This window comes from Agreia sp. Leaf244 (assembly GCF_001422695.1).
GTDB lineage: Bacteria > Actinomycetota > Actinomycetes > Actinomycetales > Microbacteriaceae > Agreia.
On the sequence record NZ_LMLX01000002.1, the window covers coordinates 24,789 to 48,625 of the forward strand.

Annotated in this window: 20 protein-coding genes; 4 read left to right on the top strand and 16 right to left on the bottom strand. The window is 69.0% G+C overall.

Annotated features, from left to right (window positions below; translation table 11 throughout):
* Nucleotides 1-6 precede the first annotated feature (6 nt).
* Entirely contained in the window at nt 7-3,795 is a 3,789-nt protein-coding gene (locus ASF06_RS04925; protein ID WP_442853926.1) for an AAA family ATPase, read from the bottom strand.
* Nucleotides 3,796-3,937: 142 nt separating this feature from the next.
* On the opposite strand from ASF06_RS04925, the gene ASF06_RS04930 reads away from it, so the two are divergent.
* Entirely contained in the window at nt 3,938-5,017 is a 1,080-nt protein-coding gene (locus ASF06_RS04930) for an LLM class flavin-dependent oxidoreductase (protein WP_200920322.1), read from the top strand.
* A gap of 27 nt (nt 5,018-5,044) precedes the next feature.
* Here ASF06_RS04930 and ASF06_RS04935 read toward each other — a convergent pair whose 3' ends face one another.
* The 6 genes from ASF06_RS04935 to ASF06_RS04960 form a co-directional block, all read right to left on the bottom strand.
* Nucleotides 5,045-5,749 carry a glycosyltransferase gene (locus ASF06_RS04935; protein ID WP_055944247.1) on the bottom strand — a complete coding sequence of 235 codons (705 nt, stop codon included), beginning with the start codon at nt 5,747-5,749 and terminating at the stop codon, nt 5,045-5,047.
* The gene (locus ASF06_RS04940; RefSeq protein WP_055944250.1) at nt 5,746-7,128 is read right to left on the bottom strand and encodes a PIG-L family deacetylase; all 1,383 of its coding nucleotides are present in this window, start codon (nt 7,126-7,128) and stop codon (nt 5,746-5,748) included. The genes ASF06_RS04935 and ASF06_RS04940 overlap by 4 nt, the downstream gene beginning before the upstream one ends.
* Complete coding sequence (locus ASF06_RS04945; RefSeq protein ID WP_055944252.1) at nt 7,122-8,123, bottom strand: acyl-CoA dehydrogenase family protein; 1,002 nt, start codon at nt 8,121-8,123, stop codon at nt 7,122-7,124. The genes ASF06_RS04940 and ASF06_RS04945 overlap by 7 nt, the downstream gene beginning before the upstream one ends.
* 122 nt (nt 8,124-8,245) lie before the next feature.
* Entirely contained in the window at nt 8,246-8,419 is a 174-nt protein-coding gene (locus ASF06_RS04950; RefSeq protein ID WP_082500829.1) for a CsbD family protein, read from the bottom strand.
* Nucleotides 8,420-8,541: 122 nt separating this feature from the next.
* A complete protein-coding gene (locus ASF06_RS04955) occupies nt 8,542-8,766 on the bottom strand; it encodes a hypothetical protein (protein WP_055944259.1) in 225 nt (74 codons plus the stop codon).
* 115 nt (nt 8,767-8,881) lie between these two features.
* Nucleotides 8,882-9,328, bottom strand: a complete 447-nt coding sequence (locus tag ASF06_RS04960) for a hypothetical protein (protein WP_055944262.1) — start codon at nt 9,326-9,328, stop codon at nt 8,882-8,884.
* 72 nt (nt 9,329-9,400) lie between these two features.
* Between ASF06_RS04960 and ASF06_RS04965 the strand changes: the two genes are divergently transcribed.
* On the top strand, nt 9,401-10,186 hold the full coding sequence (locus ASF06_RS04965; protein WP_055927562.1) for a DUF817 domain-containing protein: 786 nt from the start codon (nt 9,401-9,403) through the stop codon (nt 10,184-10,186).
* Here ASF06_RS04965 and ASF06_RS04970 read toward each other — a convergent pair.
* The 4 genes from ASF06_RS04970 to ASF06_RS04985 form a co-directional block, all read right to left on the bottom strand.
* Nucleotides 10,155-10,907 carry a helicase associated domain-containing protein gene (locus ASF06_RS04970; RefSeq protein ID WP_055944265.1) on the bottom strand — a complete coding sequence of 251 codons (753 nt, stop codon included), beginning with the start codon at nt 10,905-10,907 and terminating at the stop codon, nt 10,155-10,157. The two genes, ASF06_RS04965 and ASF06_RS04970, sit on opposite strands and share 32 nt — an antisense overlap.
* A 93-nt stretch (nt 10,908-11,000) precedes the next feature.
* On the bottom strand, nt 11,001-11,801 hold the full coding sequence (locus ASF06_RS04975; RefSeq protein ID WP_055944270.1) for an amino acid ABC transporter ATP-binding protein: 801 nt from the start codon (nt 11,799-11,801) through the stop codon (nt 11,001-11,003).
* Nucleotides 11,788-12,456: an amino acid ABC transporter permease gene (locus tag ASF06_RS04980; protein ID WP_055944275.1), complete on the bottom strand. Its 669-nt coding sequence runs from the start codon at nt 12,454-12,456 to the stop codon at nt 11,788-11,790. The genes ASF06_RS04975 and ASF06_RS04980 overlap by 14 nt, the downstream gene beginning before the upstream one ends.
* 54 nt (nt 12,457-12,510) lie before the next feature.
* Nucleotides 12,511-13,341: an amino acid ABC transporter substrate-binding protein gene (locus ASF06_RS04985; RefSeq protein ID WP_055944278.1), complete on the bottom strand. Its 831-nt coding sequence runs from the start codon at nt 13,339-13,341 to the stop codon at nt 12,511-12,513.
* A 212-nt stretch (nt 13,342-13,553) separates the two neighbouring features.
* Between ASF06_RS04985 and cofG the strand changes: the two genes are divergently transcribed.
* Nucleotides 13,554-16,007, top strand: coding sequence for a 7,8-didemethyl-8-hydroxy-5-deazariboflavin synthase CofG (gene cofG / locus ASF06_RS04990; protein ID WP_235500910.1), 2,454 nt, complete (start codon nt 13,554-13,556; stop codon nt 16,005-16,007).
* Nucleotides 16,004-18,016 (top strand): flavin-containing monooxygenase, encoded by a 2,013-nt coding sequence (locus tag ASF06_RS04995; protein WP_235500911.1) that lies wholly within the window; start codon nt 16,004-16,006, stop codon nt 18,014-18,016. Before cofG ends, ASF06_RS04995 begins: the two co-directional genes overlap by 4 nt.
* A 3-nt stretch (nt 18,017-18,019) precedes the next feature.
* On the opposite strand, the gene ASF06_RS05000 is transcribed toward ASF06_RS04995, so the two are convergent.
* From ASF06_RS05000 to ASF06_RS05020, 5 genes are all read right to left on the bottom strand, one after another.
* Nucleotides 18,020-18,649: a DUF6630 family protein gene (locus tag ASF06_RS05000; protein WP_055944285.1), complete on the bottom strand. Its 630-nt coding sequence runs from the start codon at nt 18,647-18,649 to the stop codon at nt 18,020-18,022.
* A 148-nt stretch (nt 18,650-18,797) separates the two neighbouring features.
* A complete protein-coding gene (locus ASF06_RS05005) occupies nt 18,798-19,088 on the bottom strand; it encodes a DUF4190 domain-containing protein (RefSeq protein WP_157439082.1) in 291 nt (96 codons plus the stop codon).
* Nucleotides 19,089-19,181: 93 nt separating this feature from the next.
* Nucleotides 19,182-20,213 carry an acyltransferase family protein gene (locus tag ASF06_RS05010; RefSeq protein WP_162237678.1) on the bottom strand — a complete coding sequence of 344 codons (1,032 nt, stop codon included), beginning with the start codon at nt 20,211-20,213 and terminating at the stop codon, nt 19,182-19,184.
* Nucleotides 20,214-20,237: 24 nt separating this feature from the next.
* The gene (locus ASF06_RS05015; RefSeq protein WP_055944295.1) at nt 20,238-21,524 is read right to left on the bottom strand and encodes a glycosyltransferase; all 1,287 of its coding nucleotides are present in this window, start codon (nt 21,522-21,524) and stop codon (nt 20,238-20,240) included.
* Nucleotides 21,521-23,758: a glycoside hydrolase domain-containing protein gene (locus ASF06_RS05020; protein WP_055944298.1), complete on the bottom strand. Its 2,238-nt coding sequence runs from the start codon at nt 23,756-23,758 to the stop codon at nt 21,521-21,523. Before ASF06_RS05020 ends, ASF06_RS05015 begins: the two co-directional genes overlap by 4 nt.
* Nucleotides 23,759-23,837: the final 79 nt, after the last annotated feature.

Below are 23,837 nucleotides of genomic sequence, written 5' to 3' on the forward strand. Positions count from 1 at the left end.
GGGAGCCTACCGGGAGAACGGGAGCGGCGCCGTCTCGTCGGAACTGTGCGAGATGGCCGGCCGGTCGACGGCCTTGAGCTCGCGCACCCCGATGACCTGGGCGATGCGCGCTGCGACAGCCTCGGGGTCGCTGAACAGCTCGAAGCTGTGCACCCGGAGGTAGTGCCAGCCCAGCCTCCTGAGCATGTCGGGGCGCAGGCGCAGCGACTCGCGGAGGCTCGACGCGTGCACGACCGAATCCGTCTCGATGGCGATGGCCCGACCGTCGTGCGAGGCCACCAGGGTGAGCTTGCCACGGTGCTCGAACGCCACGTCGAGGCCGCGGGCTCCGAGTCGGCGCGCAAGGTCGATGAGCAGCGCGTCGCCCGGGCTCGAGAACGTGTCGGGTGTGGGGCCGGACTCGACCTCGGTGAGGATCTGCCGCAGCGCCACGATGCCGTGGGCCATGCGTTCCTCGTCGATGTCGTGCGGGTGGAAGCAGCTGACGATGTCCATCGACCGGCGTGCGCGGGTCATACCCACGGCCAGCAGCCGCTCGCCGCCCGGTCGGCCCAGTGCGCCGAAGTTCGTGAGCACCCGGCCGTGGGTCGTCTTTCCGTAGCCCACCGAGAAGATCACCCTGTCGCGACTCTGCGCGACGGACTGGTCGAGGGTGGCGACCATGAACGGCTCGGCACGGTCCTTCAGAATGAAGTCGCTGAGATCGCTGCGCTTCGCGAACGCCGAAAGCACGGCCTGCTGCACGCGCACGGCGTGGCGCGGGCTGGCCGTGATGACCATGAGCGATTCACCCGGATAGTGGATGGCGTGGTCGAGCACGAGGGCCACGACGCGATCCACCTCGTCGTCGACGCTCTCGACCGCTCCGGTCTCGGCGTCGGGCATGCCGCCGCGACCCTCGACGTAGTGCAGCGCGAGGCTGCCGTGGCCGAGGAAGGTGCCGGCCCAGGGCAGTGAGTCGATCTTGCCGCCGTAGAAGCGGTGATTCACGAGTTCGGCGAGGTCTTCGCCGCCGGCCCGGTAGCTGCGGGTCAGTTGCAGCGTGGGAACGAGTTCCGCGAGGCGCGCGAGGGCGGACTCGGCGTGCAGCTCTTCGACGGACTGCTCCGGCTGGGCGCGGTTCGACGAGTCGGGCGTCGCGGCGATGGCGATGTCGAATCGAGACGGCGTCTGCGTGACCGGGTCGCCGAAGGCCACGACCTGGCGCCCGCGGCGGATGGCTCCGACGTTCTCGGCCAGGGTCGTCGCCCCGGCATCGACGAGAATCACGGTGTCGAAGTGCAGGGAGTCGGAGATCTCTGCGATCTCGTACGGCGAGGCGAGCCAGACCGGCGCGAGGACGCGGCCCAGATGCGGCGCGGCCTCGTGCAGCGCCTGCGAGTCGACGCCGTCGGTGCGCAGGATGTTCTTGAGCGCGGTCGCCTCTTCCGGGTAGTCGACGAGCCCGACGCTCCACGTCTCGGCCAGCTGCCAGGCCAGCAGGGCACCGCTGGCCGAGGCGTGCGCCTCGTCGACCAGCCTGAAGTCGGCCTCGAGTCGATCGAGCACCGAGGTGTTCGCGCCGAGCAGGGCACGGTCGTTGGTCAGCATCAGCTCGAGCACCGACTGCCACCAGGCGAGCTCGAGCTCGTCGGCGACGGCGCTCTCGGGCACGTGCCTCTGTGACAGGTCGGTGAGCAGGGGGTCGAGCGAGTGCTCGCGAAGGGTGTCGAGAAGCGCCGTGCGCTCCTGCAGGTTCGCCAGCACTTCGGAGTCGGCGGCCAGACCCTCGACCAGCGACACGAGCTCTTCGATGGGAAGGCTCGACAGCTGGCGCGCCGTGCCGACAGACCCCAGGGGCAGGTCGAGCTGGGCGAGGTCTTCGGTGACGCGCTGGTAGGCGACCTGCACGTCGGCGATGCCGATCGGGATCTCCGGCGGAATGCCCGCGGCGGCGAATCGGTACCACAGCGTGCGCTGCTGCTGGATGTGCTTGAGGGCCTCGTTGAGGTCACCGATGTGCACTCCCGGACGCACGTACTCGCGGGCGAGGCTGCGCAGCCGGCGACGGCTCGTCGACGAGAGCTGCGGCGAGTCGCGACGGTTCGACGTGGCGGCGATGAGTTCGGTCAGCGACCGGTCGAAGACCACGGGCTGGAACTTGTCGAGGGTCTCGCGCAGGTCGAGCAGCAACCGCAGGTACACACCGAGCTCGGTCAGCGTGGCGAAGGGCCGCATGCGGGTCTGGCCGATGAGCTCCCAGGCGCCCGACAGCAGGTTCGGCAGGTCGGTCTTGTGCAGCTTCTTCGCGAGCTGGTGGGCACTGTGCGCGTCGTCCGACGTGGCGAACGCGGCACCGTACCAGGGCGAGTCGTCGGGCCCGTAGCGGAACTCGCCGAGAGCAGCCGCCTTGCTGAGGGTCTTCGCGGCCTGCACACGACCGGATGCGAGCCCCTCGAGGGCATGGCGGTCGAGGCGCGCCTTGGTGGAGGGAGGGGTCTGCAGCAGTTCGAGGCGCGCGAGTTCGCGCAGCGCATCCAGAACCGAGACCTTGAGAACAGGGTCGACCCGGCCGAGCGACGAGCGGTAGTCGAGCAGCACGCCGCGCAGGCGCACGAGGGCCTCGTCGACGTCGGCGACATGGGGCTGGCGGGCCTTCTCGTTTCGGCCGATCGACTGGATGAGGTCACGGCGCAGGGTTCGCGGCGACACGGCAACGCCGGGCAGGCCGACATCGGTGAGGCGCCTGGCGATTCCCCGCAGGCTGAGGCGGCGGGGGCTCACGACGAGAACGCGCTTGTTCTGCGCGATCAGGGCTCCGACCGCGTTGACGATCGTCTGCGTTCCCCCGGTGCCCGGGAGCGTCTTCACGACGAGGGAGTTGCCGGCGCCGATCTGGGCGATGACATTCTCCTGCTCGGGATCGGCGTCGAGGAGGAGCGTGTCGGTGGCCGGCGGTCGCTGGTCTTGGGGAGTGGCGTCGACCGGGTGGTAGGCGTCTTGCACGCCGCGGCGCGCCGTGACGTTGCCCGCGAGCGCGTCGAGAACCGGATGCGCGAGGTCGTCGGCATCGTCGACCAGCGCCTGGCTCACATCGGCGAAGGTCGAGACGGCGAGCCGGGGGCTGACGCTGAACCACGCGAGTTGCGAGGTGAGGCCCCGGAGTTGGTCGATGACGGGCTGCGGCTTGAAGACGCCGTTGTTGATGGCGAGCGCCACGAGCGCGTCGGCATCGAGCTCGATCTGGAACTGGTCGGACAGGGCGCGCACGAGCTCGGGGTTGACCACGGGGCCACCCCGCAGTTTCAGCTCGAAGTCCCGACCGTAGCGGCGCACCGACACGGGGCGCAGCAGCACGGGGGCGCTGAACGACTTCTGCTCGACGCGCCATTCGGCGAAGCCGATGCCGAGGTTGACGGCGTCGATGCCGCGCACGCTGCGGAGCTCGACGCCCTTGTCTGTGATCGCGGCCGCCGCGAGACGGGCCGTGCGCAGGGCGAGTTCGTCGCGGATGAGGCTGCTGAGGAGGGTGGCGTTGCCCGTGATGAACTGGGCGAGCCCGCCAGGATGCGTCGCGGAGAGGTCGATGCGGTTGCGCGGCGAGTCATCGAAGTGGATGAGCGGCGATGCTCCACCCACCCGACTGAGCTCGTGTCGCCAGCGTTCTCGATTCGGCTCCACCCGACTCTCACTGGTGAGGTTCGTCAGAGGTCGACCGCCCTTTTCAGGCGCGGTCTGGCTACCCCACGCCGACGAGTCGTCGTCGGCGACAGTCGGAAGTCCGTCTGCATCTAGTTTCTTATCGGCGCGCCACACACGGTTACCTTAAGCTCGCCACGCCCGAAAACGTGGCATCTGCAAGGGGTTTCGTCGCATTAGTCGGGTTTGGGCCGCTTCAGTGGTCGCTCCGGTCGTCGCTTCGGAATAGCGGCGGGCATCCGTGACGTTGATGCAATCGATGCTGAATCTCTCCGTTCTCGACCTCCTGCCCGTCCGCACCGATCAGAGCACGGCCGACTCCGTCGCGGCCGCCGTATCGCTCGCCCGCCGGGCCGACGACCTCGGCTTCACGCGCTTCTGGGTGGCAGAGCACCACAACATGGAGGCCGTCGCGGCGACCTCTCCGGCCGTGCTGATCGCCCATCTGGCGGCGAACACCCGCCGAATCCGGGTCGGGTCGGGCGGCGTCATGCTGCCGAACCACGCACCGCTCACGGTGGCCGAGCAGTTCTCGCTGCTCGAGGCCATGCATCCGGGTCGCATCGATCTCGGAATAGGGCGGGCCCCGGGCTCCGACCCGGTCACCGCCTACATGCTTCGAGGCCCGCGTGCCGACGAGGTCGGCGCTGATTCGTTCCCCGGAGACGTCGAGCTGGTCGCAGGACTCCTCGGTTCGCTCGACACGCCGATCTCCGATCCGTTCGACGCCGTGTCGCAGCCCTCGGTCACGATTCCGCTTCGAGGTCAGGACTACACGCTGAGGTCGACGCCGCGAACGTCGTCATCCCCTTCCGTGTGGCTGCTGGGCTCCAGCACCTACAGCGCCCGACTGGCCGCACGCGAAGGACTCGCCTTCGTGTACGCACACCACTTCGGGCAGTCGGGAATCGACGACGCGCTCGCGCTGTATCGCCGTGAGTTCCAGCCGTCGCCAGCTCTCGCAGAACCCATGACGTTCCTCACGGTCAACGCCGTGGTCGCCGACACGCTCGAGGAGGCGTCCGCGCTCGCCCTCCCCCAGCTCATCACCATGGCGCGGCTCCGCTCGGGCGGCACCCTCGGCCCGCGCATGACGGTCGAGCAGGCGCAGGCGGTGACGCTGAGCCCCATGGAGGAGGATCTCGTCGCCGACCAGTCCGCCCGCTGGATCATCGACACCCCCGAGGCTGCCTGGTCGCAGGTCACCGCGCTCGCCGCGAAGTACGGGGTCGACGAGGTGATGGTCTCGCCCGTGGCGAGCGACCACGAAGGTCACGACGTGAAGGTCGGCGTGGCAGCGGAACGCACACTCGAACTTCTCGCACAGCAGCAGGGCTGAGTCGGGGCGGGGCCGACCCCGGCTCGACTACCCCGCAATGGCACGCACCACGTCGGAGTACCCCTCCGGCGCGCGACCGAGCAGCCGCGACGACGTGAGCACGGCGGCTCGACCAGTACTCGCGACCGACAGCCCGAGCTGTTCGAGCGATGCGACCAGCCTCACGTCCTCGCCGGTCGTGAGCGGTTCGAACCCTCCGACGGCGAGGTAGTGGTCGGCCCGCACCCCCAGATTGGCTCCGTGCACGTTGCGATGGCTCTCGCGCAGCGGATGGCGCAGCAGGTAGTGCGCGAGTTGCTCCGCGTCGAGCCCCTCCTCATCCGGCCGCACCGCGCCGAGCAGGGCCGAGTGCCCGGCCTCGGCCGCCTCCAGCTGAACCATCAGCCAGTCCACGGGCACCGCCGAGTCGGCATCGGTGTTCGCGATCCAGGTCTCGTGCGGCTCCGCGTCTCCGGCCGCGAGCCCCCGTTCCACTCCCAGGCCGCGCGCCTCGCCCACCCTGCCGGCCGAGCTGACGACGGATTCGACCGTCGAACGGCCGGCCACGATCTCGGCCGTGTCATCCAGGCACCTGTCGAGCACGACGACGATGCGCACGTCGGGGCCATCGGCCGGGCGCGCCTGCCGGAGCGCTGCTGCTGCGGCGTCGAGGGCGTCGAGGCAGCGGCCGATCGAGCTCTGCTCGTCTCGGGCGGGAACCACGACGACGATGTTCCGGATGCGCTTGGTCACACGAGTCCTTCCTCTGCAGCGACCGAGGCCGTTCCCGGAACGCCGAAGACGTCGAGCAGAAAGTCCGCGTCGTCGTAACCGCCGACGCGAACGAGATCATCGCTGTGCCTGAAAGCGTCGTGCACCTGGTCTCCGCGCAGCGGGTAGTCGGTCACCGGATGCCGCCAGTGGCACACGATCACGGCGCCACCGTCGCGCAGACCGGCCGCGACCCGCCGCACGAGCTGTTCGAGGCCGTCGAGCGACAGGTAGTAGCCGACCTCCGACACGACGATCAGGTCGAATGTCTCGTCCGGCCACTCCTGAGGGAGCGTGCGCCGCTCGAAGCGCACCCCGGGCTGCCCCGCCAGACGCTCTCGCGCCACAGCCAACGGAGCCTCGGCAATATCGATGGCCAGGAGCCGGTCGACCCGGGGGGCGAGCTCGGCGGTCGTCACCCCGATCGAGCAGCCCACCTCGAGGGCCGAGGCATACCGCCGGCGGGGAAGCGCGGCGAGGGTGAGCGCGCGCTTGCGGCGCTCGTACCAGCGTGTCTCGAAGCCCCACGGATCGGCGCGGCCTTCATAGAAGTCGTCGAAGTAGCCCTGGGCCAGTGAGGCGTGCCTACGGTCCGGCAACCTTGCCTCGTCCGCGCTCACGAAGAAGGTCTCGAAGTCGCGCTGGAAGTGCTCGGAGAACGTCGGCGACACGATGGCCTCGTCGCCCGGCATCCCCGACAGCGGCTCCGTCTGGCTTTGGTGCAGCTCGAGTGCCGCGACCTTGCGTGCGACCTCGTTCGGGCTGAGGGCAAGGGTCCGCACGCGCCCCCACGGCCACTCCGGGGAGTCGGGTGTCGACCGATGCCAGCCCCAGATCGGGTACTCGAGATGCTCGGCGCCCTGGGTCTCGGCCGCCGCGGCTGCGGCGTCGCCCGCGGCGGTGTGATCCGGATGCCCGTCGCCGCGCCAGGGCGACACGACCAGCACCCCGGTGCGGCCGTCGATGGCCGCCGCGACGGCGCGCCGAAGAGGTTCGGTGTGCTCGCGGAGGCCCCCGTCGCGGAGTCCGAGCAGGTGCACCGCCGAGCCCGGGGCCAGCTCGTCGATCGCCCGCACGACCTCGACCCGGCGGAGCGCCGCCAGCTCGGCCGGCGAGACGGTGGGCGAATCCGGATGCGAGTGCTCGCCGAGGGTGGCGACGATGACGGTCACGGGAATGCCGGCGGCGTGCGCCGTTGCCATCAAGCCACCCGCCCCGAGGGTCTCGTCGTCGGGATGGGCGGCGACGACCACGAGGAAAGTCACGCCGTCGAGGGTCAGGTTCGAGGCCTCGTCCCAGGCATCTGTGGCGAGCCAGGTCGCGTTCGTCGTTCCCTCGTCTCGATGGTCGAAGCTCACCACGGTCGCTCGCCCTCGAGCAGTCGACGACCCAGCGATGCCTCATCGCGTTCCGCGTGGTGCTGACGCACGTAGAGTTCGAGGTCGGCGACGCGGCGGGCATGCTCGGCCTCGAGGGCCAGGGGTGCGGGTCCGAGAGAGTGGGCGGCGCGGCGGAGCACGTCTTCGACGACGTCGGCGACGACGATGCGCGTGCGCGCGGCGAGCAGTTTGCCCTCCGCACCCACGGCACGGCCCTCGTCGATGCGTCGGCCGGCGTCTGCCAGCACCACTCGCGCCGCGAACAGCTGCGCGTCGACGGCGCCGAGGTGCATCAGGGCGATTTGGTCTGGATCCCGATTCGCCGAGTGCGCGGCGGACCACAGGCGTCGCGCAAGCCCCTCCGCGCCGCCCAGCCAGCATGCGGCCACGCCGACGCCGCCCCAGGCGAATCCCGACCTATCGAGATACCAGTCGTCGGCGCCCACCGGCGAGGCGGCGACCTGGGTGAAGTCGACCGAGCCGCTCGGCACTCCCTGCAGGCCCAACGCGACCCACTCGCCCGACCGCACCTTCACGCCGTGGGCTCGCAGATCCACCTCGAACAGCCGTCGATGGCCGCCGGCGGTGTGCGCTGTCACGAGCGCCCGGTCGAGAACCCCGGCCACGGAGCACCAGGGCTTGGTTCCCGAGAGCACGAATTCGCCATCGACCTCGCGTGCGTCGAGTCGAACCGCAGGCGCCTCCGCGGCGAAGACGCCCCACGCGCCCGCCTGCGGATCGAGACCCGCCTCGCCGAGGATCGCGCGGGCATCCAGATGAGCCTCGACCACGCGCGCTGCCGTCAGATCGGAGCGACCCAACGCGGTGAGCAGCTCGAACAGTGCCGGAGTGTCACCGCCGCCGGGTCGCGGCGCGCTCCGCCCCAGCCGGATCGCGAGAGCGACGGCCCGATGCGCGTCTCCGTCGACCTCGGCCGCCTTCTCGGCCCACGAATCGACGCTCTCGGCTTCACCCATCGAAAAACTCCCCTGCTCGGCGTGAAGGTCTGGCGACTGCCCCATTCGACACGAATGCCGGGGCACCTGCGGTACCCCGGCATTCCTGTCGATGACGCGTCAGCCTCTGGCTGCGTGCGTCGTCAGTGCTTGAAAGCGTCTTTGACGTTCTCTCCGGCCTTGCGGGCGTCGGCGCCCACCTGGTCGGCCTTGCCTTCGGCTTCGAGTCGCTCGTTGTCGGTGAGCTTGCCGGTGGCTTCCTTCGCCTTGCCAGCCACGTCGGTTGCAGCGTTTTTGACCTTGTCGTCGAGTCCCATGGCATCCACCTTTCGTCGGCCGGAGTCCTTGTGAGTTCCGGTTCGCCTTCGAACCTACGCCTCGCGCGCGCTCCGGGTCCGGGGCTTGTGATGCCCCGAGCGATCGGTTACGGACGGGAGGGTCAGTTGGGGATCTCCTCGCCGGGCGCGTCGCCGACCAGCTCGTAGGAGACCGGCTCGGGGGTGACGGGACGAACGAGCCGCCAGACCCGCTCCTGCGACTCGCCTTCGACGTCGAAGGTCTCGGTGATGGTCTCTCGGGGCTTTCCGTCGACGAAGTTCTCGACGGTCTCCTTGTCTTCGGAGAGTCCGCCCGATTGAAGCAGTGCGCGATACGTGTCAGCCATGGAATCTAACCCCTTTGTCGACTCCGGAAACGGTTCCCGGTTCACCACAGTTTCCCGGATCGCTCCGCCCCGCGTCCACCCCTCGGCACGGGCCGGGAAAACGTGCAGTCGGCGCTCAGGCCGCGGCGGTGGACGCCGACACGAGCATGAGCACAGCCCGGCCGTATGCCTCTGCGGGCTCGGCCGCGACATGGCTCGACGGCTCGCCCCTGAAGACGATGTCGACCCTGTACTCCGGTGCCGAATCGTCTGATGTCTCGAGCCGCACGAGCGAACGGAACGCGCCCCGCAGCATGTCCCGCAGCTGGTCTTCGCGCGGCAGCCAGAGGGCCTCGTGCAGGTCGACGGAGTCGAGCGCCCACTCGGTGGTGCCGTTGAATCCGAGGATCGTGCCGGTGGGATAGTGCTGCGCCTCGATGGTCATGTCACTCACCGTGAAGACCTCGGCGTCGAGGGCCTCGGGGTCGAACGCCGGAGTATCGATCGAGAATCGGTCGCCCGACGCGGGCTTCCAGATCAGTCCGGCAGCGCGCAGCGATCGGGCGAGTTCGACGGTGATCATTCAGACATTATGGCTCCGGATGCTGCGCCGCGGCCCCGAGAGGCGGCCATCGGTGCACGATATGCTCCGGCGATGACCTCGACGACCTCGCGGGCCGGCTCCCTGCTGCTCGATCTGCTCGACTTCGGCTGGAAGCAGGCCCTGTCGTGCCTGTTCGCCTTCTCGATCGTGCTGGGGCTCGCGATCACCCACTTCGTCGATGTCGGGGTGGCCCGCTACGACGCGATGCTCGTGTACTGCATCATCGTGCAGATCGTGCTCGTCGCAACGAAGATCGAGACGCGCGACGAGCTCCTCGTGATCTGCCTGTTCCACGTGCTCGGCCTGGGCCTCGAGCTGTTCAAGGTCTCCGTGGGGTCGTGGAGCTATCCCGATGCGGGCCTGCTGCGCATCGGCGACGTGCCCATCTACAGCGGCTTCATGTACGCGGCCGTGGCGAGCTACATCTGTCAGGCGTGGCGCCGCTTCGATCTGGATATCGACCCGGTGCCCATGGTTCCGACGATGATCACGGCGGTGCTCTTCTACGTGAACTTCTTCACGAACCACTGGCTGCCCGACGTGCGATGGCTGCTGCTCGTCGTGGCCGCCGTCATTCTGCGGCGCACCTGGGTGCGCTTCAGGGTGCGCCGGACGATCTACCGCATGCCTCTTCTCGTGTCGTTCGTTCTCATCGGTTTCTTCATCTGGTTCGCCGAGAACATCGCCACGCGGCTGGGCGCGTGGAGCTATCCCGACCAGGAGGCGGGCTGGACGTTCGTGCACGCGAGCAAGATCGGATCGTGGACCGTGCTGGTGATCTTCAGTTTTATGCTCGTGCTCTGGTTCAAGCAGCGTAAGAAATCACTGACCGCTTGACGCGCCTGACCCGCACGACACGCTTCGACCAGCTCCAGCCGGCCACCCTGTCGAGGCGGGCTCTGCGCTCCTCGGGATACGGCTTGTCTGCAGTCGCGATGCGTTCGAATCGACGCTGGTTCGCGCACCACATCGAGAGCATGTGCTCGTGCCGGTCGTCGTCGGAGACGTCGGCCGTGCGGGCCGGAGTGCGCCTCGGAAGCCTGCCGTGCGTGTCGACGAATTGCTCGAGCAGCTGGATCATCTGCAACCAGGTCTGCTCTCGACGAGACGGCCAGCCCGGGGTCGCCAGCACGGCGTCGTAGCGACTGCGGCCGAGCTCGTCGTCGCGACTGGGGAGACGCTCGACCTGGTTCTTGACCCAGCCGGCGAGGCGCCGCTCGTGCGGATCGTCGGCCGTCAGGCGCGGGTACCGTCCATGCTCCGCGAAGTGACGCTCGACGGCCGCGCGCTGGTTCTCCCAGTGATCAGATCGCGGACTCGGCCCGCGTCTGGGATTCCACTCCCAGCCCTCGACCGTCTCGAGCGCGACCTTGCGGTCGGGCCGCAGCGACTGAGAACGCTGGCCGCGATAGAGGCGTCGCTGCTCGTGCGCCCACTCCGAGAGCCTCGCCTCGAGGGGATCCACCGACGGCCGCCGAGGATGGCGCCCGTGGACGCGCACGAAAGTCCGATAGTTCTGCAGATGGGTGTTCCATCGTTCGTCATGGGGAGACGCCATGTCAGCTCCTGTACTCCCCCAACGGCGCCCAGTATGTCAGAACTTCCGTTCGTTTCGCCAGAGATGTCGCCGGGAGGCGGACGAGGAGGGCGGCTACCTGTCGAGAAGGCGGTGCAGGAACTGCTTCGTGCGCGGCTCGCGCGGTTTCTGCAGCACCTCGGACGGCGGCCCCGACTCCACGACCACGCCGCCGTCCATAAAGACGATCGTGTCGGCCACGTGGGAGGCGAAGGTCAGCTCGTGTGTCACGAGCACCATGGTCCAGCCCTCGGTCGCGAGTTCGCGGATCACGTCGAGCACATCGCCGACGAGCTCGGGGTCGAGCGCCGAGGTGGGCTCGTCGAAGAGCAGCAGCTGAGGCTTCAGCGCCAGGGCGCGAACGATGCCCACCCGCTGCTGCTGGCCGCCCGAGAGTTCGAACGGATACGCGTCGGCCTTCGCGCCGAGACCAACGCGCTCGAGCAGCGCACGAGCATCCGCTATCGCCTCGGCCTTCGGCCGTTTCTGCACCTGCACCGGGCCCTCGATGACGTTCTCGAGAACCGTGCGGTGAGGGAACAGGTTGAACTGCTGGAAGACCATGGCGGAGCGGTCGCGCAGCGACGCGAGCTGCCTCTTGGTCGGACACTCGGCGAAGTCGACCACGTCGCCGCCGGCGAACGCGACCGTGCCCGCCTCGGGAACCTCGAGGCCGTTGAGGGAGCGCAGCACGGTGGTCTTGCCCGAGCCCGACGGCCCGATCAGGGCCACGACGTTGCCGCGCGGCACGGTGAGGTCGATCGACTTGAGAACCTCGACCTCGCCGAAGCTCTTGCGGATTCCGCGGGCCACGAGCAGCGGCGCCTCGATGGGGGCGTCGAGCGGCGCGGGCGCAAGGGGGTCAGTGGGCGACATAGCGGTCCAGTCTTTTCTCGAGCACGGACTGGGCGCTCGAAAGCACGAGGCAGATCACCCAGTAGACGACGGCGGCCTCGATGTACAGCGCCATGAACTCCTGGCTGAACGCCGCGATCTCCTGCGCCTGCCTGAAGAGCTCGGTGACCAGGATGAGCGAGGCGAGCGATGTGTCTTTGACCAGGCTGATGAAGGTGTTCGACAGCGGAGGAACGGAGACCCGCGCGGCCTGCGGCAGGATCACCCGCACGAGCGTCTGTCCGCGCGACATGCCGATCGTGTAGCCGGCCTCCCATTGACCCTTGGGCACCGACAGGATCGCCGCCCTGATGACCTCGGCCGCGTAGCCGCCCACATTGAGCGAGAACGCGATGATGGCGCTCGGCCACGGATCGACGAGGATGCCGATCGACGGCAGTCCGTAGAAGATCACGAACAGCTGCACCAGAAGCGGCGTTCCCCGGATGATCGAGATGTACACCCGCGCGATGCCCGACACGATAAAGATGCGCGAGAGGCGCATCAGGGCGACGCCGAGGGCGATCACCAAGCCCAGGGCGAACGACAGCAGGGCGAGCGGGATGGTGCCCGTGACAGCCCCGCCGACGATGGGCAGGAACGACCGCAGCAGCAGATCCCACAGCGATTCGTTCATGCGTCAATCCTCGCCCACGGGGGTGTCATCGATCGACCCTACTGCGCAGCCGCGCTACTGCGTGACGTCGCTTCCGAAGTACTTGTCGGAGATCTCCGCGAGGGTTCCGTCGGTGCGCAGCTCGTCGAGCGCCTTGTCGACGGCCTGCTGCAGCTCGGTGTTGCCCTTGGTGAAGACGAAGGCGTTGAGCGACGGGTCGTCGGTCTCGGCCGCGATCTTCAGTCCGGTGTCGCCCTTCTGCTTCTCGTAGTCGAGGAAGGTGAGGTTGTCGTTGACGGTGGCGTCGACGCGCCCCTGCTCGAGCAGCGCCACGGCCTGGGCCCATCCTTCGACGGCCTCGACGTTGGCGCCGTTCTCCTGCGCCAGCTCGTACCAGTTGCTCGTGAGCGACTGGGCGGTGGTCTTGCCTGCCAGGTCGGCGAACGAGGTGATGTCGGTGTTGTCGTCCTTCACGACGATCACGCCCGGGCTCACCGTGTACGGCTCGGAGAAGTCGTACTTGGCTGTGCGCTCGTCGTTGATCGACACCTGGTTCGCGATCACGTCGAAGCGACCCGCCTCGAGGCCGGCGAAGATGGCGTCCCACTGCGTCTCCTCGAACTTCACGTCGACGCCGAGCTTGTCGGCGACCGCGGTGATGATCTCGACGTCGTAGCCCGTGAGGTCGCCGGTTCCGTCTTCGTGGTAGCTGAACGGCTTGTAGGTTCCCTCGGTGCCGACCGTCAGCACGCCGGTCTCCTGGATGGCCGCGAGCGAGTTGGCCTTCAGCTTGCTGCCGCTCGTGGAGTCGTCGGAGGTCGACGCCGGGCTCGCGCACGCGCCGAGTGCGAGCGCGGTCGCAGCGGCGATGGAGAGGAGTCCGACAAGAGAGGTGGCGCGTTTCACGGGGGTAGTCCTTTGCTGTGGGCGGAAGTGTCCACAGTAGCCAGCGCCCGAGCCGCCCTATAAATTCCGTGACGCCGCATGACAAGCCGCGCGGGGCATCCGAAATCGAGCCGCGCGTATAGTGGAACGCAATCAGCACGCGGGCCTGGATTTGGGCTCAACGGTCCTCTGTCGAGTACCAGCCATCACTCCCCCCGCGACGAAAGATGCCGATGATCGACGACTTCTCCGTTCCCGATGTGCACGAGATCCAGGATGCGCTGGGGCGCGTCGAGCGCGGCAACACGGTCACGCAGGCCGACGCCGAGCTGCTCTTCTCGGCCCGCGGCGGCGAGCTCGACCGGCTGCTCGCGGTCTCGTCACGGCTGCGCGACGAGGGTCTCGACGCATCCGGCCGCACGGGCGTCATCACCTACTCGAAGAAGGTGTTCATTCCGGTCACGCACCTCTGCCAGGACAGGTGCCACTACTGCATCTTCGTCGAGACGCCGAACAAGCTCGCGACCAAGGGCAAGCCCATCTACATGTCGCCCGACGAGATCCTCGAGGTGGCCAGGGCGGGCGCGGCCCTCGGCTGCAAGGAAGCGCTGTTCACCCTCGGTGACCGCCCCGAGAACCGCTGGCCGGTCGCGCGCGAATGGCTGGATGCCCACGGCTATTCGTCGACGATCGACTACATCAGGGCCATGGCGATTCTCGTGCTCGAGGAGACGGGTCTGCTGCCTCACCTGAATCCCGGTGTGATGTCGTGGAGCGAGCTGCAGGCGCTTCGGCCCGTCGCCCCCTCCATGGGCATGATGCTCGAGACCACCGCGACCCGGCTCTGGTCGGAGAAGGGCGGCGTGCACTACGGCTCCCCCGACAAGGACCCGGCGCTGCGCCTGCGCGTGCTCGACGACGCCGGCCGATCGAAGGTGCCGTTCACCACGGGCGTGCTGCTCGGCATCGGCGAGAACAACGCCGAACGCGCCGAGGCGCTCTTCGAGATCCGCGCCTCGCACGAGCGGCACGGGCACATCCAGGAGACGATCGTCCAGAACTTCCGCGCCAAGCCGCGCACGGCGATGCAGAACGAGGTCGACCTGGCCCTGCAGGAGTACGTCGCGGCCGTGGCCGTCGCCCGCGTCGTGATGGGGCCGGATGCCACGATCCAGGCGCCGCCGAACCTCACCGACGCGCACGAGCTCGGCCTGCTGCTGCGCGCCGGCATCGACGACTGGGGCGGAGTGAGCCCGCTCACTGCCGACCACGTGAACCCCGAGCGCCCCTGGCCGGAGCTCGACACCCTCGCCGCGCTCACGCGAGACGCCGGATTCGAGCTGCGTGAGCGGCTCACCGCGCATCCGCAGTTCATCGGCGACCCCGATCAGTGGATCGACGCCCGGATCCGCCCCCACGTCGAAGCGCTGGCCGCGCCGAACGGACTCGCCCAGGAGGACGCCCCCGTCGTCGGCCGCCCGTGGCCCCGTCGTTCCCTGAGCGCTCGTTCCCTGAGCAGTCGTTCCCTGAGCCTGTCGAAGGGAGCAGCCCTCCTCGCCGCCTCGACCACTCCCGCGGCCCTCTCCGACGCCCACTACCTCGACCTGCTCCAGGCGAGCGGCGCCGAACTCGACGCGCTCGCCTCCCTGGCCGACGACATCCGGCACGACACAGTCGGCGACGACGTGACCTTCGTGATCAACCGCAACATCGACTCCTCTCTCTACGGACTCGACACGGCAAACGGCCTGACCCTCGACCAGATCGGCGACCTCGCCGACGAGGCCGCGTCGCTCGGCGCCACCGAGCTCTGCATCCAGGGCGCGGTGCCGGACCACATGCCGGCCACGGCATATCTCGACATCGTGCGTGCCATCCGGTCGCGCCAGCCGGGCCTGCACCTGCACGCCTACCGTCCGACCGAGATCGCCGACGGGGCCCGGCGCCTCGGGCTGCCGCTCGACGAGCACCTGTCTGCGCTCCGCGACGCCGGGGTCGACAGTGTGCCGGGCACGGGTGCGCGCATCCTCGACGACGGCGTGCGGCGCATCCTCAGCGAGGGCGGCGACCCGCCCGCGTCCGAGTGGATCGCCGCGATGACGGCCGCGCATCGCGCGGGCCTGCGTTCCACGGCGACCATGATCTACGGCCACGTCGAGACGCCCGAGCAGCAGCTCGCCCACCTGCGATCGCTCGCGCGCCTGCACGACGAGACCGGCGGCTTCACCGAGTTCATCCCGATGCCCTACGTACGATTGGATGCCCCGGCGCGGGTCGCGCGGGTCGCCGGGCCCGGTCCGGATGCGCGCCAGTCCCGCGCGGTGCACGCCGTGGCGCGACTGCTGTTGCACGGCCGAATCGACCATGTGCAGGCGGCGTGGACGAAGCTGGGACTCGCCGAGAGCCAGTCGGTGCTGAGCGGCGGCGCCGACGACCTCGGCGGACTGCTGCTCGACGGGACGGCCAGGCCCGAAGCAGGAGCCGAGGCGCACCGCTCGCTCACGATCGCCGACCTCGAGCGCACGGCCGCCGAGATCGGGCGCGGTGTACGTCAGCGCACCACAGGCTACGGATCCCCGACGGCCGAGCAGCTGGCGTTCGCGCGCCGCGCCGACGCGCCGCCCGCCTCGAGGCTGCAGCTGCCGATCTCCGAGCGGCGCAGTCTGCTCGAGCCCGCCGGACGATGACTCTGCACGACGAGGCGCGCACGGCGAGGGCTACGAGCGCTACGTCGGGTTCCGCCGTCGTGCTGTTGCACGGGCCGGGTGGCGGAGCGACCGAGGAGTTCGACTTCCTCCGGCCGATGCTGGCGCGCACCCGCGACGTGCTCTCGATTCGTGTGCCCGACCCCGCCGGCCGCCGCGCCATCGACTGGAACGAGTGCCTGGCCGACACCGTCGGAGACGCCACCGTCGTGGCGATCGGTGGTCATTCGTCCGAGGCGATCAGAGCGGCACGCCACCACGGTTCGCTCGTCGGGCGCATCGTGCTGATCGATCCCGAGCCCGCCGACGCGAACGCAGTTGCGGTCGCGAAAGAACACGGCATCGACGCGTCGCGCGTTCTCGTGCTGTCGACCGGCGCCGCCCGTCGCACGCTGCGCGACCAACCGGCCCGAATCCTGAGCCTCATCGAAGAGTTCATCGATGGCGCTGGAGCCGCCCGCGCGCCCGAGGCGACCCGGTCGCCTGTCGCTGCCACAGGCATCCGGAATACCGCCCGGCGCACCTGGCTCGACGGCACGACCGAGGTCGACACCGTGATCGTCGGCGCCGGGTTTGCAGGACTCGGAGCAGGCATCCGTCTGGCCCGACAAGGCGACGAGTCCTTCGTGATTCTCGAGCGCGCCGACGACGTGGGCGGCACCTGGCGCGACAACGTGTACCCCGGCGTGGCGTGCGACATCCCCTCGCACCTGTACTCCTTCTCGTTCCTTCCCAAGCCCGACTGGTCGGGCTTCTTCGCGAGCGGCCCCGAGATCCACGGCTACCTGCGCGATGCCGCGCGCACCGAGGGCCTCGAGCGCCACCTGCGGCTCGGCTCCGAGGTGCTCGAGATGCGCTGGATCGCCGACGATCGTCGCTGGCGAGTGCGCACCGGCGCGGGCGACTACGTGTGCCGCACGCTGATCGTCGCCGCGGGCCGCCTGTCGGATGCGCGCATGCCCGACGTGCCCGGACTCGACTCGTTCCCCGGACCGGTGATGCACTCCTCCGCCTGGGACGACTCCGTGGCCCTCGAGGGTCGGCGCGTCGGAGTGGTCGGCACGGGAGCGTCGGCGGCGCAGCTCATTCCGCGGCTCGAGCAGACGGCAGCGAACGTGGTCGTGTTCCAGCGCAGCGCGCCCTATGTCGTGCCGCGGCCCGACCGGAACTACTCGCCCGACGAGCAGACCGGCTTCGCGGCCGATCCCGCGTCGCAGACGGCGATGCGCGACGATCTCTTCTGGGGCGCCGAGACGGCATTCGCCGAGCGGATGCGCGTGCCCGGCTACATCGATCGGCTGCGCGACCGCGCGCTCGCGCACCTCGAAGCACAGCTCGCCGATCCCGCACTGCGCGCCGCCGCGACGCCGGACTATGAGATCGGCTGCAAGCGAGTCATCATCTCGAACGACTACTACCCGGCGCTCGCCTCCCCCGCCGTGACACTCGAACCGTCGGCACTTCGCTCCGTCTCGGGTGCCGTCGCGACCTCGGCCGACGGCCGGAGCGTCGAGCTCGACGTGCTGGTCTTCGCCACCGGCTTCGAGTCGACGCGCCCGCCGTTCGCCGCCCGCACCTTCGGGGCCGACGGCATCCGTCTCGCCGATGCCTGGAACACCGGAATGCGGGCGCACGCCTCGACGACCGTGCACGGCTTTCCCAACTTGTTCGTGCTCGACGGCCCCAACGCGAGTCTCGGCCACAACTCGGCCGTCGTGATGATCGAGGCGCAGCTCGACTATGTGCTCGCCGCCCTCGAGCATCGCAGCGAGGAGGGCATCGACGCCCTCGACGTGTCTCTCGACGCACAAGACGCGTACACCCGCGAGATCGACGCGAAGGCCGCGTCGTCGGTGTGGCTCACTGGCGGCTGCGAGAGCTGGTACGTCGACGAGCGCAGCGGCCGACTCACGCTGCTGTGGCCCGACTTCGCCTACGCGTTCCAGCGACGCCTCGCGCGCTTCGACCCCGAGAACTACTCGGTGGCCTGAGCCTCAGAGCTCGATCTCGCCCGTGTAGTCGCGACCGCCCTCGTGCCGGGCCCGCTCGAGCGTCATCACATCGACGCGGTGCCCCAGCTCTTCCGCGAGCGCCACGATGCGATCGCGCTTCGACGTCTCGACGAGCACGACGGGAAAGGAGTCGGAGTCGATATCGAAGAGCACGAGTTCGAGCCCGGCCGGCGCGAGGATCGCGTTGGCGCGCACCATGCCGAAGGTCAGGTGCGCATCGGGGTCGTCGATCGACTGCAGGTCGACGCCGCTCGAGAGAACGGCGCTCATGCGGCTGAGTCCCCAGGCGAGTTCGGCCGCGTTCTCCTTCCAGTCGAGTTCGTGCGCGAGCTCGTTCTCGATCAGCCAGTCGATCAGGGCGAACCACGGGTCTGGCGTCTCGTCTTCGAGGCCGCGGTTCTCGGCCTCTGCGACGTGGAGGCGCAGGTAGTCGGCGGGCGAGCCGTGGGCCAGCAGTACGACCTCGGCGAGCCCGGCATCCGGAGTCAACAGGGCGGCGAGCTCGCGCCAGCGCGCGGCGACGGCATCGTCGGGTGCCTGCGGCCGATTTTCAGACGACGGCCGCGGCACGCGTTCGGGATCGGACCTGCGCCGGAACGGGTTCCAGTCCATGGTCGTCTCCTCTCCGTGAGAGCGGGCCGCCCTCACGTCTCACCAGCCTGACACCGACGGCCTGCCGACGCATCCCCCTTTAACCAGGAACGGGCCGCGCCCCGCCGACAATCCGGCGGGGCTCGGCCCGTTCGCACAAGCGAAAGCGTCAGCTCTGCATCATCGAGACCGCGAGCATGGCACCGATGATCATCGACACGATGTTCGCGGCGATACCCACGAAGCTCAGGATGATTCCGGCGAGCGACAGGGGGCGGGCCTGTGGCTCGCGCTTGCGAGACATAAAGCCGAGGATCACGCCGGCGATGGCCAGGAGAATCCAGATGATGGGCAGGAACAGGCAGAAGACGATGCTCACGATGCCGAAGACGAGCGACAGGATCGCGAGGGTCTTCTTGCTCGAGGCGGCCGGCGCGGGGGTGTAGGAAGGGGTGGTCATCGGTGAGTCCTCCATCGGTGAAATGAATCGTGATCGTCGTGCGGAACGCCCATACCGTACCGTACGTTCGCGACGTGCAGGGGCTGCCCCGCCCTATGTCTCGGATGCGACCCTCTGCAGAATTCGTCGGCGCCACGCCTGCGGCAGCCCGAAGAGCACGCGCCCCGATCCGCGCATCACCAGCGAGTGGATGCCCAGGCTCGCCACGACGATCAGCGCTGTGAAGAGCAGCGGCGCAAGATGGCGGATCCACGTGACACCGAGCGACCACTCGACCGGAGGAAGCAGGTACAGCGCCCAGATCAGGGGCAGCTGCAGCACGAAGATGGGCAGCGTGCGCCTGCCGATCGCCGAGGCCGTCGTGGCGAACGGCTGCCAGCGCACGAGCAAGGCGATCACGGCGATCGACAGCACGACGGCCGAGCCGTCTCGCAGCAGCCGAAGCGCGCTCTCGAGCACGGTGCCCTCGACGCTCTGCTGCCACAGAAGCTGGCATGCGATGAACGCGCCGACGGCCAGGGGCACGCGCCAGCGCGCTCTGTTCACGGCGAGCGCCCGCAGTGCGGGCGCGAGGTAGACGCCGACCGCGAAGAACACCGCGTAGTAGACGACGTGCAGCCAGAGCGCCTCATCCCTCGTGACGGGCGCGGCTCCCGTCGCGACGGAGATGATCGCGAGCACGGCGAGCATCGCGGCCGGCCGCACCCGATGAAGACTGGTGAGCAGAACCACGTAGGCCGCGAGCGCGAAGATGAACCACAGCATCGAGTCGGGCACCACGAGCTGCGCGGCGTAGTGCCCAACCGTCATGATGCGAAAGGGAATGCCCGGCGAGATCACGACGATCGACAGCAGCGCGTACACCGTGAGCCACACGAGATAGAGCCAGTACAGCGAGACCGCGCGCAGAAGCGTTCGTCGGTCGCTCCATCCGGCGCGCACGCGCTTCGAGGCGACGAGCCCCGACACCACGAACAGCAGGGGAAGCCGGAACGCCCCGAAGAACTCGGTGAGCTGCGTCCAGATCTCGACGCCGTTCGTGGCAGGCGTCAGTGGCGCGTACACGAAGATGCGCACGTGCAGCAGAACGACCAGCAGCACGCAGACGCCGCGCGCGGCATCCACCCACGCGAGCCGAGCACCCACCCGCTAGCTCACCGGAACGGCCCGACGCACGACCGGCTCGAACATGCGGTCGAAGACCACGCGGCGGTCGAACTGCAGGGCATACTCGCGGGCGCGGGCCGCCCACTCCTCGCGTTCGCCGGCCGTCGTCTCGACGAGAGCCCGCACGAGGGCCCGGGCGATCGCATCCGGGTCTTCGACGGGAACGACGATCGCGTGGTCGCCGATCGCCTCGCCGATGCCGCCGGTGAGCGTCGTGATGATCGGGCCGCCGCCGGCGAGCATCTTCTCGGCGAGGGCGATGCCGAAGGTCTCGACGAATTCGGGCCGCGGCTTGCTGGGCAGAACGAAGGCCGCACATCCCTTCATGAGGTACGGCTTCTCGGCGTCTCCCACATCATCGAGAAACCGGATGCGCGACGAGACCCCGGATGCCGCGGCGGCCGCGCGGAATGCGTCGGCCTGCGGGCCCCGGCCGGCGATGACCAGGGTCTTGTCGCGGTGCACGCCGCTGCGCTCGAATCCCTCGATGAGCTCCTCGACGCCCTTGGCGTGGGTGAGTCGCGAAAGGAACAGCACGTAGTCATCGCGCTCGAGTCCGCGGGCGGCGAGCACCTCGTTCAGCAGTCCGTCGTCGAGGTCGACGTAGGCGTCGGCGTCGATGGCGGGGTACGAGACGCGGATCTTGGCGCGGCACTGCTCGGCGAAGCGGGTTCCGTGCTGTTCGTCGACGCGCTCGGCCTCGCTGATGATGAGCTGGCGGGTGTAGTCCGAGACGGCGACACAGTAGTCCTGGCTGAGGTAGCTCGTGAGGATGTGGGCCGCGGCGCCGAGCCTGCCCTCCTCCACGGCGGTGCGCACCACGTTGGTGACGTCGGAGCCCACGGCCTCGGCGATGGTGGTGACGTTCACCGGCAGGCCGGTTCCTTCCGCGGCGCGAACGGCGTCGGCGGCAGCGATCGTGTGCGGGCTCAGGTAGAGCGAGAGGCAGACGGTCGGAACGCCGTCGGTGAAGAGCTCGACCAGGCGCCCGGTGATGCCGGCGAGGTGGCGGCCGTCGGGCACCTTGTAGTCGCCGACCGGTGCCGGGCGCTCGACGATGATGCCGTCGCTGTAGGGCAGAACCGAGTCGAGCGGCTTGAGCGGCAGACCCGCGCGCTCGAGAACGTCGATGGGCCAGGTGACGATGCGCACCTCGTCGAAGCCGCGCTCGAGGGCGGTCTCGGCCAGGTTGCGGGCCTCCACGGAGTGACCGCAGATGACCGGATCGGCTCGCACGATGATCACGAGACGGTTGTCGATGGTGGTCATGGCTGTACTCCCTGGATTGGTGAAATGGAGGGTTCGCGTACCGGGCCGGGACGCGATGGAGGAAGGTTCGTCGTGGCCCAGTCGCTGGGCTCGGGGCCGAGGTCGACCAGCAGCTCGCCGCCCCGATGCAGCTCGGATCCGCTGATCCAGCTGCGGTCGAGCGGTGCGCCGTTCAGCTGCATCGACTGCACGTACCGCACCGGGCCGCCATGCACGGGTTCGACGAAGTTGCGGGTGCGGATGCGGAAGCTCTCGTCGCCCACCGCGATGGTCGCGCTCGCGAAGAGCGGCGCGTTCACGAGAACGACGTTCTGGCCGGCGACGGGGAACAGGCCGAGCGAGGCCCAGACGTTCCACGAGCTGAGCCCGCCGGAGTCGTCGTTGCCGGGCAGGCCGCCGCGACCGGTTCCGAACTGCTGCAGCAACACGTTGTGCACGATCTCGGCGGTACGGTCGGGGCGCCCGGCGTAGTGGTACGCCCAGGGAGCCTCCATGTCGGGCTCGTTGTTGAGGCCTTCGAAGCGTCCGAGCTCGTAGCCGGCCAGCATCTCGACGACACCGGGTTTATTGCCCGGCTGCGTCACGGCGGGAGCGCCGAAGCCGAAGAACTCGTCGAGCTGTGCCACGAACGCGTCGGCGCCGCCGCTGAGCTCGATGCGTGAGGCCATGTCGTGCAGCAGACGGAACGAGTAGTTGTAGCGACTACCCTCGTAGTAGGTGGAGTCCTTCAGCAGCCCGCTCGACGGGTCGAACGCGTTGACCCAGCGTTCGGCGAGCGCCTCGAACTGCTCCGCCAGCGCCGTGTCGCCCACCCGGCGCGCGACTTTCGCCGTGGCCCAGTACCCGAAGGCGAGGTCGAGGGTGTGGCTGATCGGATGCGCCTCGCCGTGCAGCAGGAATTCCTCGCCGTAGGTGCGGCGCAGGTCGTCGGACATGTGCACGAGCGCCCACTCCCAGTCGATGCCGGGCAGTCCGAGCTGGCAGAGGTCGGCGAGGAAGGTGTGCGCGAGCGCGCTGCCCTGCCGCGAGAAGCGGTCGCTCCCCCGCGCCATGCGGTAGCCGATGGGAAAGTTGCCTTCCTCCTCGCAGATGGTGAGCAGCGCGTTGGCCAGTTCGACGGCGCGCTCGGGCATGAGTGCGGTGAGCAGCGGAAGCTGCGTGCGGTAGATGTCCCACATGGTGCTGATGTCGAACGCGAAGGGTCCGTCGCTCGGCCAGAAGGGGCTCTCCGACGGGGCCAGGCAGGGCTTGATCAGCGAGTGGTAGAGCGCCGTCGAGAACACGGTCTGGCGCTCGGCCGAGCTCGTCTTGACGGCGATGGACTTGAGCTGCTTGCGCCACGTGCGCTTCGTCTTCTCCCGCCGCGGATCGAACCGGGCAGAGCCGTCTCCGCAGTCGTCGCGCAGGTTGCGCCGGGCCTGCTCGACTCCGCGCAGCGAGAACCCGATGCGCAGCTCGATGGTCTCGCCCGCCCTCGACGGCCCCGCCCACATGAGCCCGAACGGCCTCAGGGTCGTAGGCCGGATGTGGTCGAAGTCGAGCCGTTTGCCACCCGGCATCAGGCGGCGGTCGTAGAACAGCATCTGCCGCCACTGCGGGGTGTCGCACTCGATGTACACGGCGATCGGCGTGCCCTCGACCACGATCTCGCCCTGCGCGACGCCCGGCTCGAGGGTCTCGAGGTGGGCGCGAAGCGGAATGGTCGCGCCATAGGGAATCGACAGCCCGCCCAGCGAGAAGTCGATCACCACACGCGCCCGCGGGTCCTCGGGGAACGTGTACCGGTGCACGGCGCTCTTCGGTCCGACGGTCAGCTCTGCTCGCACACCGGAGTCGAGCGTGGCGCTGTAGAAGCCGGGTTCTGCGGTCTCGTCCGCGAGATCCCAGAGCCGGCCCAACGCATCCAGTGGCTCGACCATGGGGGTGACGCGGAAGTAGTTGTAGTACTTGCGAATGGCGCCGGTGCCCGACTGCTGAAAGTGCGTGAATCCGGATGCCGTGGGCTTCTCGTGCAGGGTCGAGGGCACGCCCTCGAGACTCAGGTCGTAGCGGCCGTAGCCGGTCGGATAAGCGCCGGAATAGGCGCAGGCCGAGACCATGCCCAGCGGGTAGGTGGCACCCGGATGCGTGTTGCCGATCTGGGGCTTCGGCCACCACCAGGTCGCGGCGAGCCCGGTCTGCGTGGTCAGGGCGGTGGGCTCCGACCCGATGAAGGGGTCGACGTGCCCGATCATGCGAGTGCCGGCCGTCGATTCATGATGTGACGCTAAGAGCCGGCGGCATCCGAATGGTGAACCAGCCGGAGCGGCGAGA

Coding starts and splice junctions, on each gene's coding strand:
- ASF06_RS04980 (WP_055944275.1), bottom strand. CDS start 12,456: ATGAACGAATCGCTGTGGGATCTGCTGCTGCGGTCGTTCCTGCCCATC.
- ASF06_RS05015 (WP_055944295.1), bottom strand. CDS start 21,524: ATGACCACCATCGACAACCGTCTCGTGATCATCGTGCGAGCCGATCCG.
- ASF06_RS04955 (WP_055944259.1), bottom strand. CDS start 8,766: ATGGCTGACACGTATCGCGCACTGCTTCAATCGGGCGGACTCTCCGAA.
- ASF06_RS04960 (WP_055944262.1), bottom strand. CDS start 9,328: ATGATCACCGTCGAACTCGCCCGATCGCTGCGCGCTGCCGGACTGATC.
- cofG (WP_235500910.1), top strand. CDS start 13,554: ATGATCGACGACTTCTCCGTTCCCGATGTGCACGAGATCCAGGATGCG.
- ASF06_RS04930 (WP_200920322.1), top strand. CDS start 3,938: ATGCTGAATCTCTCCGTTCTCGACCTCCTGCCCGTCCGCACCGATCAG.
- ASF06_RS04995 (WP_235500911.1), top strand. CDS start 16,004: ATGACTCTGCACGACGAGGCGCGCACGGCGAGGGCTACGAGCGCTACG.
- ASF06_RS05005 (WP_157439082.1), bottom strand. CDS start 19,088: ATGACCACCCCTTCCTACACCCCCGCGCCGGCCGCCTCGAGCAAGAAG.
- ASF06_RS04950 (WP_082500829.1), bottom strand. CDS start 8,419: ATGGGACTCGACGACAAGGTCAAAAACGCTGCAACCGACGTGGCTGGC.
- ASF06_RS05020 (WP_055944298.1), bottom strand. CDS start 23,758: ATGATCGGGCACGTCGACCCCTTCATCGGGTCGGAGCCCACCGCCCTG.
- ASF06_RS05000 (WP_055944285.1), bottom strand. CDS start 18,649: ATGGACTGGAACCCGTTCCGGCGCAGGTCCGATCCCGAACGCGTGCCG.
- ASF06_RS04970 (WP_055944265.1), bottom strand. CDS start 10,907: ATGGCGTCTCCCCATGACGAACGATGGAACACCCATCTGCAGAACTAT.
- ASF06_RS04975 (WP_055944270.1), bottom strand. CDS start 11,801: ATGTCGCCCACTGACCCCCTTGCGCCCGCGCCGCTCGACGCCCCCATC.
- ASF06_RS04965 (WP_055927562.1), top strand. CDS start 9,401: ATGACCTCGACGACCTCGCGGGCCGGCTCCCTGCTGCTCGATCTGCTC.
- ASF06_RS04945 (WP_055944252.1), bottom strand. CDS start 8,123: ATGGGTGAAGCCGAGAGCGTCGATTCGTGGGCCGAGAAGGCGGCCGAG.